Annotated in this window: 13 protein-coding genes and 1 riboswitch; of the genes, 11 read left to right on the top strand and 2 right to left on the bottom strand. The window is 35.5% G+C overall.

What is annotated here, in order from left to right; all coding sequences use genetic code 11:
* Positions 1–257: 257 nt before the first annotated feature.
* From FH036_RS01130 to FH036_RS01155, 6 genes are all read left to right on the top strand, one after another.
* Positions 258–2,024, top strand: a complete 1,767-nt coding sequence (locus tag FH036_RS01130) for a DUF4430 domain-containing protein (protein WP_001241085.1) — start codon at positions 258–260, stop codon at positions 2,022–2,024.
* Positions 2,025–2,081: 57 nt separating this feature from the next.
* A complete protein-coding gene (locus FH036_RS01135) occupies positions 2,082–2,912 on the top strand; it encodes a DUF4430 domain-containing protein (protein WP_139895181.1) in 831 nt (276 codons plus the stop codon).
* Positions 2,913–2,939: 27 nt separating this feature from the next.
* Positions 2,940–3,818 carry an energy-coupling factor transporter transmembrane component T gene (locus tag FH036_RS01140; protein ID WP_138321567.1) on the top strand — a complete coding sequence of 293 codons (879 nt, stop codon included), beginning with the start codon at positions 2,940–2,942 and terminating at the stop codon, positions 3,816–3,818.
* A complete protein-coding gene (locus FH036_RS01145; RefSeq protein ID WP_044793169.1) occupies positions 3,791–5,452 on the top strand; it encodes an ABC transporter ATP-binding protein in 1,662 nt (553 codons plus the stop codon). The genes FH036_RS01140 and FH036_RS01145 overlap by 28 nt, the downstream gene beginning before the upstream one ends.
* Complete coding sequence (locus FH036_RS01150; protein ID WP_041184123.1) at positions 5,425–6,126, top strand: ECF transporter S component; 702 nt, start codon at positions 5,425–5,427, stop codon at positions 6,124–6,126. Before FH036_RS01145 ends, FH036_RS01150 begins: the two co-directional genes overlap by 28 nt.
* Positions 6,127–6,309: 183 nt before the next feature.
* Entirely contained in the window at positions 6,310–7,032 is a 723-nt protein-coding gene (locus FH036_RS01155; protein ID WP_044793165.1) for a YwiC-like family protein, read from the top strand.
* A 32-nt stretch (positions 7,033–7,064) separates the two neighbouring features.
* Here the strand turns inward: FH036_RS01155 and FH036_RS01160 are convergent, their stop codons facing one another.
* Positions 7,065–7,256 (bottom strand): hypothetical protein, encoded by a 192-nt coding sequence (locus FH036_RS01160; protein WP_000545001.1) that lies wholly within the window; start codon positions 7,254–7,256, stop codon positions 7,065–7,067.
* A 122-nt stretch (positions 7,257–7,378) separates the two neighbouring features.
* A riboswitch (SAM riboswitch) is annotated at positions 7,379–7,477 on the top strand.
* A gap of 100 nt (positions 7,478–7,577) precedes the next feature.
* Here FH036_RS01160 and FH036_RS01165 point away from each other — a divergent pair.
* The 4 genes from FH036_RS01165 to FH036_RS01180 all read left to right on the top strand — a co-directional run bounded on the left by FH036_RS01165 (position 7,578) and on the right by FH036_RS01180 (position 9,426).
* Entirely contained in the window at positions 7,578–7,835 is a 258-nt protein-coding gene (locus FH036_RS01165; RefSeq protein WP_000171478.1) for a hypothetical protein, read from the top strand.
* 252 nt (positions 7,836–8,087) lie between these two features.
* Positions 8,088–8,477 carry an SWIM zinc finger family protein gene (locus FH036_RS01170; protein WP_044793163.1) on the top strand — a complete coding sequence of 130 codons (390 nt, stop codon included), beginning with the start codon at positions 8,088–8,090 and terminating at the stop codon, positions 8,475–8,477.
* Between the two features lie 23 nt (positions 8,478–8,500).
* Complete coding sequence (locus FH036_RS01175; RefSeq protein ID WP_001101678.1) at positions 8,501–9,076, top strand: NAD(P)H-dependent oxidoreductase; 576 nt, start codon at positions 8,501–8,503, stop codon at positions 9,074–9,076.
* Positions 9,073–9,426, top strand: coding sequence for a type I restriction-modification system subunit M N-terminal domain-containing protein (locus FH036_RS01180; protein ID WP_001002305.1), 354 nt, complete (start codon positions 9,073–9,075; stop codon positions 9,424–9,426). Before FH036_RS01175 ends, FH036_RS01180 begins: the two co-directional genes overlap by 4 nt.
* Before the next feature lie 40 nt (positions 9,427–9,466).
* Here FH036_RS01180 and FH036_RS01185 read toward each other — a convergent pair whose 3' ends face one another.
* Positions 9,467–10,813: a short-chain fatty acid transporter gene (locus FH036_RS01185; RefSeq protein ID WP_139895182.1), complete on the bottom strand. Its 1,347-nt coding sequence runs from the start codon at positions 10,811–10,813 to the stop codon at positions 9,467–9,469.
* A 408-nt stretch (positions 10,814–11,221) separates the two neighbouring features.
* Here FH036_RS01185 and alo point away from each other — a divergent pair, with 408 nt between their 5' ends.
* Complete coding sequence (gene alo, locus FH036_RS01195; RefSeq protein ID WP_138321569.1) at positions 11,222–12,760, top strand: anthrolysin O/cereolysin O family cholesterol-dependent cytolysin Alo; 1,539 nt, start codon at positions 11,222–11,224, stop codon at positions 12,758–12,760.
* Positions 12,761–12,772 lie beyond the last annotated feature (12 nt).

The raw sequence follows: 12,772 nt of genomic DNA on the forward strand, positions 1-12,772 counted from the left end.
AATTTAAAATTAAGAGAATGTATAGGTTTATCGTTTTACGATAACTTAAATGGAAGTCAGTTTTGCCTAGAAAAGTGAATGTTATCACAATGATACGTTCATGAACAAAATTATTTTTCCTATACAAATATAGCCGCGAATGATGCGGGTAGGAGGTGTTGCACAGTTTGTTCGACACTTACAAAAAAAGAGTGTCAATTGCACGCCCTTGAAGGGCCTTTTTTTGTGTGAATAGTAGTAAGGGAGGGAATTTTGGGATGGCAATGTTAAAAAAATGGCTGCTTACGTCGTTAATGGCAGTTACACTTGTATTTGTTTCTTTTGCGAATACAGTACATATTACGTTTGCTGAAGGAAATACAGCAAAACTTGCAATTATTGGTGAATCACAAAAGGGCATTATGTTATGTCCGAAAGAAGAGCAAATTAAAGATGGGGAAACAGCTTTAAGCTTGCTACAAAAAGTCATGGGGGACAAAGTAGAAGCTGAAACGATGTCGTTTGGAACGTATGTAAAAGGCATTGATGGCTTAATGGCCGGGGCTACAAGCGGCTGGCTATATGATGTAAATGATCAATCTGCAGAAGTTGGAGCGGATAGTTATAAATTAAAATCTGGAGATGTTGTTGTTTTCCGATTTGTTTCAGATTGGAACAATATGAGTCAAGAAACATTACAACAAACATTAGATAAATTTGGTACGTGTAAAACGGTAGAAGAACCAAAGACAGATGATCAAAAACAAGAAAAACCAGAAGAACCAAAAACAGATGATCCGAAACAAGAAAAGCCAGAAGAACCAAAGACGGATGATCCAAAACAAGAAAAGCCAGAAGAACCAAAAACGGATGATCCAAAACAAGAAAAACCAGAACAACCAAAGCAAGAAAACATTCAAGTTCCAGCAGCACAAGTAAATGACGCGATCTCTAAGACATCTGAAAAGATGTTACAAGATGGAATTGAAAGTGATTGGGTAGCGTTAGGTCTTTCTCGTTCTGGAAAGGATATACCAATCGAAGCGAAATTAAATTATGTTAAGGCTGTAACTGAAAAGGTAGAAAAGCGCGTTAATCGTTTTTCAGCGACAGATTTAGCTAGAACGATTATTATGATGAATGCAATGAATGCAGACCCAAAAATGGTAGGCGAACATAATTTAGTTCAAAAATTGTACGAATCAGATAAAGTGAATTCTGTTACAGGTTATACATTTGCTTTACTTGCATTTGATACGAAAAAATATGAAATTCCAGTAGATTCAAAATGGAATCGAGTTGCTTTAGTAGATGCACTTTTAAACGCGCAACATACAGATGGCGGCTGGACTTATGATAGCGCAAGCAGTAAAGATAGTGCGAGTAGCGTTGATGTAACAGGTATGGTTTTATCAGCATTAGCTCCTTATCAAGACCGAGCAGATGTGAAACCAGCAGTGCAAAAGGCTGTCGCATACTTATATAATGAACAACTAGAAAATGGCGGTTTCTCTGCTGATGGACAAGAGAATTCTAATAGTGCTGCGCAAGCTATTATTGGATTATCCCTTGTGAAAGATGTAGATCAAAACCGTCTTCATAAGGCAGTGCAAAACCTATTATCATATCAACTTCCAAATGGTGAATTTAAATGGTTACCAGGCGATCAAACCGGTAGCGGAATGGCAACAGAGCAAGCATTATTAGCTTTACTTCAGTTTAGAGACCTTGGAAAATCGATTTATGATTGGTCAACTGAATCTGTTACTGAAATTAATCCAAAACCAAATGTAGATTCAGAAAATGTTGTGGTGGAAAAAGAAGTTACTGAACAACCAGAAGAACAAAAACAAGTGCAACAAGAAACGAAAGATGACACTTTAAAAGTTGTTGTTGATAACGAACCGGTTAAAAGCAAAAAGTCAGGAAACGGTAGCACGTTACCAAAAACAGGAGCATCTTCTCATAGTGCAGCGACAGAAGTAGGTATGGGTGTATTATGTATTGCTTCTGCATATGTATTATGGAGACGTAAAGCAGCTTAACAAAAATTAGGAGCAATCATTTGCTCCTAATTTTTAATATGAAAGGTGAGAGACAACATGAGTAAGGTGAAATGGTTTATTTCTTTACTGCTTTCACTTGGGCTACTTGCCGGATGTGAAGAGGCAGCTGTAAAGCCTGAGAAGAAAGTAGAACCAAAGCAAGAAGAGGTAGCAAAACAAGAAGAGAAAAAAGATGAAGCGAAACCGGAAGAAAAACCGGAAGAAAAACAAGCTGAACAAGAGCAAAATAAGCAAGAAGAGCAAAAAGAGAAACAAGAACAAAAAGTAGAAGAGAAGCCGAAAGAAGAAAAGCCACAGGCACAACCGGAAGTAAAGAAAGAAGAGAAACCTGAGGAACAGCCTGCTGTTAATAAACAACCAGAACAACAAAAAGCACAAGAAGAAAAACCACAACAGCAGCAACAACCGAAAGCACCAGAAGTAAAAGAAGAAGCTAAGGTTGTGAATCAGCCGAAAGAAACACCGAAGCAGGAGCAAAAGAAAAATCCAGAAGAGAACAATAGTGTACCAACTCCGCCAACACCGGTACCACCACCAAAGCCAGTACCACCAGTACCACCAGAACCTAAAGCAAAACAAGTCACTATCTCAGTAAAAGGTAATGAAGGATACTTATTAGGTGCGAAAAAGGTTGATGTACAAGAAGGCGATACAGTATATAAAGTATTGCAACGTACAGGTTTAGATGTAGATGCGAGTGGATCTAAAGGTGATATTTACGTAAAAGGTATTAATGATTTATATGAAATGGATGTAAATGATAATAGCGGATGGAAATATCGTGTAAACGGATCGTTTCCAAACCGTAGTGCGGGTGTAGTTACAGTGAAGCCAGGAGATACAATCGAATGGGTGTATGTATACTAAATTAAGAAAGGCATTCGGTAAAGGACTATGAAAATAAGTTTTTCTTCTTTACATCCTTTTGTGAATTTTTTCTATTATATCGGGGTGATGATACTATGTATGATGTGTCTTCATCCTCTTTTTTTAATTGGAGCAATACTATTGATCGTTATAATAAATATAATACAAGGAAATAGCGAAAAGGTAAGAAAGATGTTACCAAGCACAATTGTTTTCTTTTTTATGGTCATTTTATTTAATTCGCTATTAACGCATAGAGGTCGAACTACGTTATTTTGGTTAGGTGATAGCCGCATTAAGCTTGAGGCGATTATGTTTGGAGTAGTAATGGGATTATTACTAGTTGCGATTATGTTTACGTTTGCTTCGTATAATGATATTATTTCGAGTCATAAATTTTTATATTTGTTTTCTAGAATTTCACCGAAAGTAGCATTGTTAACGATGATTACAGTGAGGTTTGTTCCTTTGTTTATGAGGCGATTACAGAAAATAACACTCGTCCAAAAAACAAAAGGTGTACAAGTAGACGCAGGTTCCATTGTGAAACGGGTGAAAAATGGTATGCAACTATTGCAAGTATTATTAATTTGTTCATTAGAAGATGCACTGCAAACGGCAGATTCTATGCAAGCTCGCGGATTTGGTGTAACGAAACGTACGACATATATTCGGTATAGAATGGAAAGGCGTGATTGGTACACGCTCAGTTATTTAAGTATTCTACTTATAGCTGCTATTATATGTAGTAATTATGGCGGAGGAAAATTAATTATTTATCCGAAAGTCGAATCGATTTTATTTCAGCAGTTCGATGGGATGATGTTTGTCGTATTTACGATGTTTATTAGTTTACCAATTATAATGGAAGGACGGGAATGGACATGGTGGCGCATGCAGAAATAAACAATTTATCATTTGTATATGCTGATGAAAATGAATATGCGTTACAGCATATTTCTCTTTCTGTTCAAAAAGGAGAGTTTATTGTACTTGCCGGCGGATCAGGGTCCGGGAAGACGACTTTATTAAAACATTTTAAAAAGGAATTACTTCCAATTGGTAAGCGTACTGGGGATACATATTATGATGGTACTTTATTAGAAAATGTACCGGATTTGTTATCTGCCCAAGAAATTGGAATGGTATTTCAAAATCCAGAAAATCAGCTCGTAATGGATACGGTCATTCAAGAATTAGCATTTTCTTTAGAAAATATCGGGTTACCATCACATATTATTCAAAAACGAATAGCAGAGCTTATTAGCTTCTTAGGATTTCAAGATTTATTGCACCAATCTGTTCATACGTTATCTGGTGGACAAAAGCAACTTGTCAATTTAGCTGCGGTATTAGTTATGCAGCCAAAGTTATTATTATTAGATGAACCGACAGCACAATTAGATCCAATTGCTGCGAAAGAGTTTTTAGGATTGTTAAAACGTATTAACGAAGAACTTGGAATTACGATCGTGTTAAGTGAACATCGTTTAGATGAAGTAATACCACTTGCAACGCGCGTTATTTGTATGAGTAACGGCCAAATCGTGTATGACGGTAGTCCGAAAACGGTTGTAGCAAATATGTGGGAAGTAGAAAAGTTCCGTCCATTTATTCCGCAAATTCCAAGGTTGTTTTTAGAGTGGAATACGAAAGATATTCCGTTTACAGTGCGAGAAGCGCAAATGAAAATGAATGATTTTTCAGCGATGTCATATGTAAGTGAGCCAATAGCACAAAGTGAAAAGCAAGAAGTCATTTTAAGTGCCGAGCATATTTCGTTCCAATATGAAAAAAATAGTCCGCTCATTTTACGAGATTTAACAGTATCGATTGAAAAAGGAAAATGGGTAGCTCTCGTTGGAAAAAATGGGACAGGGAAGTCTACACTGTTAACGCTTTTAGCTGGATTGCAAAAAGCGAGAAGAGGGAAAGTAAAGTGGAATGGGAAAGCGATACATAAAGTTGATTCGAAAGAACGATTTAAAAGTATTGGGTATGTATCGCAGCATCCGTATTATCATTTTACATTTGATACAGTGTGGGAAGAAGTGTATGAACGTGCACGAGAGTTATACGGAGAACAGGGAAAAGAAATAGCAGAAGATATGCTCAAACAGTTTTGGTTGAATTCGCTTAAAGAACGCCATCCGCATGATTGTAGCGGGGGAGAGCAACAACTACTTGCATTATGTACAACGTTATTATCAAAGCCGGCGTTATTATTACTAGATGAACCGACAAAGGGGCTAGATCCGTGGAAGAAGGAAAGAGTAGGGGAGCTATTTAGGAAGCTGCAAAAAGAAGGTACAACAATTGTAATGGCGACACATGATATTGAGTTTGCGGCGAAATACGTTGATCAATGTATGATGTTATTTGACGGAGCAGTTATTATGAATGATGCACCGAAAGAATTTTTTAGTGGCAACTTTTTTTATACAACATCTATCAATCGATTCATTCGAAAACAATTGCCATATGCATTAACGTGGGAGGATGTGTACGAAGCGTGTCCAAACGATATGTTGCATTCATAATATGCATTTTTGCAGTAATAATAGGCACATTACTCTTTACTACACTTATCATGGATGGGTATTACATGTTAAGTAGTTTGTTTTTATTAGTCGTTATTATGTTACCTTTCTATATCCGCTTTGAAAGAAAGGCATTTGTTTCACGTGAAATTGTTCTCGTTGCTGTGTTAGCGGCAATTGCAGCAGTTAGCCGCGTACCATTTTCTCTTTTACCAAGTGTACAGCCGACTTCTTTTGTCATTATCGTTTCTGCAATTGTATTTGGAAGTGAAACTGGTTTTATGATCGGTGCAACAGCAGCTATCGTATCTAACATCTTTTTAGGACAAGGTCCATGGACGCCGTGGCAAATGTTTTCATGGGGTATGATTGGTTTTATAGCTGGATTATTACGTAATACATTTTTAATGAAAAAGCTATGGGGAAGACTACTATACGGATTGTTTGTTGGATTTTTATTTGGCTGGATCATGAATTTCTGGGGGCTTCTCGGTTTTATACGAGAGGCAACGTGGGAAACAGTCATTTCGTATTATATCGCAAGTTTTTATTTCGATTTGAGCCATGCAATTTCGAATGTTGTTTTCTTACTATTATTTAGTACGTCTTGGATTACGATTCTTACAAGATTTAAAAAGAAATATGGCATATTGGATAAGCATAACATGGTATAGAAAAGCATACTCATATAAGGTAGGGTCGCGACTTACATATTCGTTTGCCTCTTTCATGCTTCTTACATATTGTAAGGAGCATTTTTTATTGTCAAAAAATAGTCCAATATATATCCGTTACTATATAAAATTATTTGTATAATAGTAGGTGAGAATTATTTTCAAAAGGGAGGTGTATAGTTAATGAAGTTAGTTATTCCGAAGCAACATGGTGCATGGGCGATGCTTGTTATACCATTTCTATTAAGTGTCATACTTGGGAAACCTACTATGTATCATACTCCATTGTTTTTAGCTTGGTTCTTTATCTATTTAGCTACGTATCCATTTCTTATGTACATAAAACAAAAACGGAAAAAAGAGTATTTACATGCTTCAATTTTATATTTTATTATTGCGTTCATATTTGGGATGATTTCTCTATTATATGAATGGCGCATTCTTTTATTCGTAATAGTCATGATTCCATTCTTTATAGTAAATATGTATTACGCTCGTCAAAAAAATGAAAGAGCATTATTAAATGACGTTAGTGCAATTATTGTTTTCTGTATAGGTGGTTTAGTTAGTTATTATTTTTCAATGAAACTGATAGATAAAACAGCATTATTTATTGCGCTTATTTCATTTTTATATTTTTTAGGAAGTACGTTTTATGTGAAAACGATGATACGTGAGAAAAATAATCCGAAGTATCGCTTTATATCTTGGGGTTATCATATCGTGTTAACAGTCATCGTATTTGCTATTAATCCGTGGTGCTCCCTTATTTTTATACCAAGTGTCATTCGAGCCATTATATTGTATGGCAAAAAAATTTCTATTATAAAAGTAGGGATTTTAGAAATTGTGAATTCTGTATATTTTTTAATCATAACGGCAATAATTATGAAGTATGCCATTTGAAAAAGCTTCCCACCTTATGATGGGAAGTTTTTTCAATCTTGTTCTAAAATGTGAACGGTGTAGTCACAGCGTTGAATAGCTTGTTCGATTGCATAAAGAGATTGTTCAATACGAGCGCGATTAAAATCTTTTTCAACAGTCTGTAGTGCTGCTTCTAAACATTGTTTTGCTTCTTGTAATGATTGAAAAGAGTCTTGGACATATCCGCGGGCATTTTCGTGCATTTCATAATCCTCCTTGCATATTCATATATGTATAGTATGAACAGTAAAGAAGAAAATATAATTTGTTATATTTGTTTGACAATTGAAATGAAATTACGTATAGTAAGAATTAAGTGAATATTTTCTTATCCAGAGAGGTGGAGGGACTGGCCCGATGAAACCCAGCAACCGCGATGCAGGTGCTAATTCCAGCAGAACAAATTTGTTCTGGGAGATAAGACGAAGATATATACGTAACTTCTTCTTATCGGAGAGGTTTTTTTATTGCAAAAAAACCGATTACGAAAATTTACATTAAGAAGAAAGGGGTTGCGCATTACTGTGACACTCGAAAAATACGTAAAACTGCGTAGTACAGTTTATGAATATATGATAGAGCAAGATAAGCCAATATCATTGTTAGATATTCAAGAACATATCGTTTCGCATCATGAAGGAAAATTCACGAAAAAGATGTTACATCAATTTTATTTATCAAGACTATTAGATGAACTGAAACTGGATGGGAAAATTACATTAGCTGATGAATATCTCTATACGGAAAAAGGGGTATTTTATAAGGCGAGAAAAGGGAGCTAAGCTCTCTTTTTTTGAAGTATGTAGAGTAAAAGACTGCTTAAGCAGCCTGATACAGGGAATGGTGTTGAGTGTGTAGTGTCAAAGATTGAATGTGCCTGAAAGAGGCACTTCATATCGGCTGCAAATGAAAAGAGACACCTTCGCCGAATAGGTGTCAGTCGTTTTGTCATATAGACTTGCTATTTGACAGTTATTAGAATAACATGCAGTGGCTCTAGAAGTCAAAAGGGAATTAAAGGAAGAGGTGTTGTTATGTACGCTTATTTATTAAAAGAGTTATATAGGTATATTCCGAAACACATTATTGATAGAGGTTATGAATATTATGAAGAAGGACATGTAGAAGATGTTGAAATACATAATAATAGAGTATTTGCGTTTGTGACTGGTAATGCAGGGAATTATGAAGTAGTGATTGAACTGGAAGATTTTTCGGAAAGTAGCTGCGAATGCCCATATGAAAACTATTGTAAACATATGGCCGCAGTTGTTTATGATATTCAAGGCACTGGTGAGAGTACGGTGAAGGAGAAACTGAAAGATTTAGAAAAAGAAGAGTTACTCACAGTATTAAATCGTTTATTGCAAAGTTCAAAAAACGTACAAATTGTAGAGAAGATGTTAAAGAAGGGGAAACTTTAACTTATAGAGGGAGTTGTTTTGTAGTGAATGTACTAATTGTATACGCTCATCCTAGTCCTTCAAGTTTTAACGCGGCAATTTTAAATCATGTGCAAAAAGGACTACAGGAAACAAATCATTCAGTTACGGTACTTGATTTATATAAGGAGCAATTTGATCCAGTCCTTGTATTTAATGAAGAGAAGAAAAGACGTGATTTAGTAAATGAAGAAGAAACAGCCAGGTACAGAACGTTAGTGGAAGAAGCAGATACGCTTCTCTTTATATATCCAGTATGGTGGTGGGGGATGCCAGCTATTTTAAAAGGGTTTATTGATCGCATTTTCGTAGCTGGATTTGCTTATAAATATGAAGGGGCCCTGCCGAAAGGCTTATTGAAAGGTAAGAAGGCATGGGTAATTAATACGTTAGACTCACCGTTATGGTACGTCGCATTACTATATCGATCAGCAGATTGGATTATAATGAAGAGAGGTGTGTTACGTTTTTGCGGCATTCGAGATATAAAACGATCTGTTTTTCAATCTGTGAAAACGAGTAAACGAGAGAAGCGGGAAAAGTGGTTATTACAAATAGAAGAAAAGGCTCGTACATTATGAATGAAATCGATCGAATTATAAACTGTTGTGGGTATGATAATGAACTTTTTCGAACGTATATTACATGTTTACTTCAATTGAAGAAATGTAGCGAAACATTTCAGCAAATTCAAATACAATTAAGAAATGATTACTTAATAAGAGGAATTTGTGAAAGAGAAGTGGATGAAGTAGTAAAGGGAAGTAAAGAATATGAAACATATTTTCTTCCTAAAGCGCTACAGTGGAATTTTCTTAAAAACAATCCAAATTTAATTGAAAAAGTATGTGAAGACTTTTTTGCATTTGAGGCATTACATCTTACGGAGATAGAGTGGGAGGTCATAATAAATTGCATGGGAAATAAATAATTTATTATGTAAAAAAGCTAGTATAAAACTAGCTTTTCGTTTAAATAAATAAGAAACATAGACTAATGATAAATCCTGCATATAGTAAGTTCACAACGCAAAATCCCATAATATCACGAGCACCTAAACCAGCTATCGCTAATGCTGGTAATGCCCAGAAAGGTTGAATTAAATTTGTCCAAGCATCGCCCCACGCAATGGCCATTGCTGTTTTTGCAGCAGGTACACCAAGTTCAGCGCCAGCTGGAATCATAATGGGTGCTTGCACAGCCCATTGACCACCACCAGATGGAACGAAAATATTAACGATGCCAGCACTTAAAAAAGTAAAGAGGGGGAAAGTTGTTTCGTTTGAAATGCTAATAAAGAAATTTGAAATAGCTCCTCCAAGTGAAAGGCCTTCACTATTTGCTCCAATCATCATCCCCATAATTCCTGCGTAAAACGGAAATTGAAGTAGAATGCCAGAAGCGCTTTTCGTAGAGTCTGAAAAAGCGCGAATATATTGAATCGGAGTACGGTGGAAAACGAGTCCAGCAATTAATAACATAAAAATAACGATGTCTAGCGTAAGGTTAAAGCCTTTCGTATAAAAGTAGTTGAAAATATAAATGAGACCTAACAATCCAATGCAAAGTGTAATAATGATACTATTTTCCATTTTCTCAGCGAACGTATTATTTCCTACTTCTTGAGCGGCAGCTTCTTCATGGAACACGCTAGGGTCTACTGTAATCGTATGTTTTTCATCTGGATGCATCGCCTTATTAATGAGAGGCATCGTAACTAAAAAGATAATAACTGGAACTAGGGCGTATGATGAGAATAACGTTTCAGTGATTGGAATCGCTTCTTTAATACTTCCAGCTGTCGTTTTCATTAATGTTTCTCCGCCTGTTGCTAACGTAAGAGGGATAGAAGCAGAAAGTCCTGCATGCCAAATGAGAAATCCAGAGTAAGAAGAGGCAATTGCCAGTCTATAATCTAATCCTTCTAATTGTCTTGCTACTTCCTTTGCATATAAAACAGATACAACAATACCAAATCCCCAGTTTATGTATGCCCCTAGTAAACTTACGATTGAAATGGCAATAATACCTTGTCCATTCGTTTTTGGTAGTCTTGCCGCTTTTGTTAATCCTTTTTTTATAAGAGGAGCGTTTGCTAAAGCAGATCCTGTCACGAGTACAAGTGCCATTTGCATAGAAAAGGCGAGAAGTCCCCAAATGCCATTACCCCAGTGATTAATCATTTCCACAGGTGTTTGATGCGTTGCAAACATGCCAAAGAAAATAACAAAAACAGTTAATAAACATGATAAAATAAACGGTTCTGGCAAGAAGCGTTGCACTAAAGCGACGCAACCATTTGTAAAAGAACGAAACAAAATAGATCAACCTCCTTATGTATATGTATTACAATTATTCGAGGTTGTTTCGTTCATAACCTTTTTAAAGATAGAAAATTCTGATATTTTTAGAGGGATTGAAATATGTTCAAGAAGAGTGGTAGCATCATCACCCTGATAGAAAAAGTTGCTTTTCTCAAATATGAAATATTGCATATGAAAATGAATTGATGCAAATGCAAAAGCTTATTATAATGAAAGCATAAATATACAACACATCTTAATACAGCAAAGAGGAGGAAGTAATATGGAAATCGCAATGGCAGTATTAAAATTTTTAAGTGGAGTAATTCCTTTAGTTCAAGAACTTTTAAAAGCGTTTATGTAAGTTTATTCGTTAGCTATCATGTATCCATCATTATTATATCTTACTAAAAAAAGAATGGGGTGATTTTTCTGAACATTAAGAAAAATACCAAGAGAAGAAAGTTCCTTACATGTGTATTAGTTAGTCTATGCACTCTTAATTATTCATCTATTTCTTTCGCAGAAACACAAGCCGGTCATGCAACTGATATTACTAAAAATGCTAGTAGCATTGATACTGGTATAGGGAATCTTACATATAATAATCAAGAGGTTTTAGCTGTAAATGGTGATAAAGTAGAGAGTTTTGTTCCGAAAGAAAGTATCAATTCAAATGGTAAATTTGTAGTAGTGGAACGTGAGAAAAAATCACTTACAACGTCACCAGTCGATATTTCGATTATTGATTCTGTAGCGAATCGTACGTATCCAGGAGCTGTACAACTTGCCAATAAAGCTTTTGCAGACAATCAACCGAGTTTATTAGTGGCTAAGAGAAAGCCTTTGAATATTAGTATAGACTTACCTGGTATGAGAAAAGAAAATACAATCACTGTCCAAAATCCGACATATGGTAATGTAGCTGGAGCAGTAGATGATTTAGTATCTACTTGGAATGAAAAGTATTCCGCAACACATACGTTACCTGCAAGAATGCAGTATACAGAATCTATGGTTTATAGTAAATCACAAATCGCAAGTGCTCTTAATGTTAATGCTAAATATCTTGATAACAGTCTAAGTATTGACTTTAATGCAGTTGCAAATGGAGAAAAGAAAGTGATGGTGGCGGCATATAAACAAATATTTTATACTGTAAGTGCTGAACTACCTAATAATCCATCTGATCTCTTTGATAATAGTGTTACTTTTGATGAGCTAACTCGTAAAGGAGTAAGTAATTCGGCTCCACCTGTTATGGTTTCAAATGTAGCTTATGGTAGAACGGTTTATGTAAAATTAGAAACAACATCTAAGAGTAAAGATGTACAAGCTGCTTTTAAAGCTTTACTTAAGAATAACAGCGTCGAAACGAGTGGACAGTACAAAGATATTTTTGAAGAAAGTACCTTTACTGCTGTCGTATTAGGTGGAGATGCGAAAGAGCATAACAAGGTTGTTACAAAAGATTTCAATGAAATCCGAAATATTATTAAAGATAATGCTGAATTAAGTTTTAAAAATCCAGCATACCCAATTTCATATACAAGCACGTTCTTAAAAGATAATGCAACTGCTGCTGTTCATAACAATACAGATTATATCGAGACGACAACTACAGAATATTCAAGTGCAAAAATGACACTTGATCATTACGGTGCTTACGTTGCGCAATTTGATGTATCTTGGGATGAATTCACATTTGATCAAAATGGGAAAGAAGTACTAACACATAAAACATGGGAAGGTAGTGGCAAAGACAAAACAGCCCATTACTCTACAGTAATCCCTCTTCCACCAAATTCAAAAAATATAAAAATCGTAGCAAGAGAATGTACAGGTCTTGCATGGGAATGGTGGAGAACCATTATTAATGAACAAAATGTTCCATTAACAAATGAAATAAAGGTTTCAATTGGAGGAACAACATTATACCCAACGGCTAATGTTAGTCATTAGGTTGGAGCAAAT

This window comes from Bacillus sp. CD3-5 (assembly GCF_006349665.1).
Taxonomy (GTDB): Bacteria; Bacillota; Bacilli; order Bacillales; family Bacillaceae_G; genus Bacillus_A; species Bacillus_A paranthracis.

What these genes read in the sequence shown, in the direction of transcription:
- FH036_RS01160 (WP_000545001.1), bottom strand. Translation starts at nt 7,256, where the DNA reads ATGCACGAAAATGCCCGCGGATATGTCCAAGACTCTTTTCAATCATTA.
- FH036_RS01145 (WP_044793169.1), top strand. Translation starts at nt 3,791, where the DNA reads ATGGACATGGTGGCGCATGCAGAAATAAACAATTTATCATTTGTATAT.
- FH036_RS01140 (WP_138321567.1), top strand. Translation starts at nt 2,940, where the DNA reads ATGAAAATAAGTTTTTCTTCTTTACATCCTTTTGTGAATTTTTTCTAT.
- FH036_RS01180 (WP_001002305.1), top strand. Translation starts at nt 9,073, where the DNA reads ATGAATGAAATCGATCGAATTATAAACTGTTGTGGGTATGATAATGAA.
- FH036_RS01130 (WP_001241085.1), top strand. Translation starts at nt 258, where the DNA reads ATGGCAATGTTAAAAAAATGGCTGCTTACGTCGTTAATGGCAGTTACA.
- FH036_RS01155 (WP_044793165.1), top strand. Translation starts at nt 6,310, where the DNA reads ATGAAGTTAGTTATTCCGAAGCAACATGGTGCATGGGCGATGCTTGTT.
- FH036_RS01170 (WP_044793163.1), top strand. Translation starts at nt 8,088, where the DNA reads ATGTACGCTTATTTATTAAAAGAGTTATATAGGTATATTCCGAAACAC.
- FH036_RS01135 (WP_139895181.1), top strand. Translation starts at nt 2,082, where the DNA reads ATGAGTAAGGTGAAATGGTTTATTTCTTTACTGCTTTCACTTGGGCTA.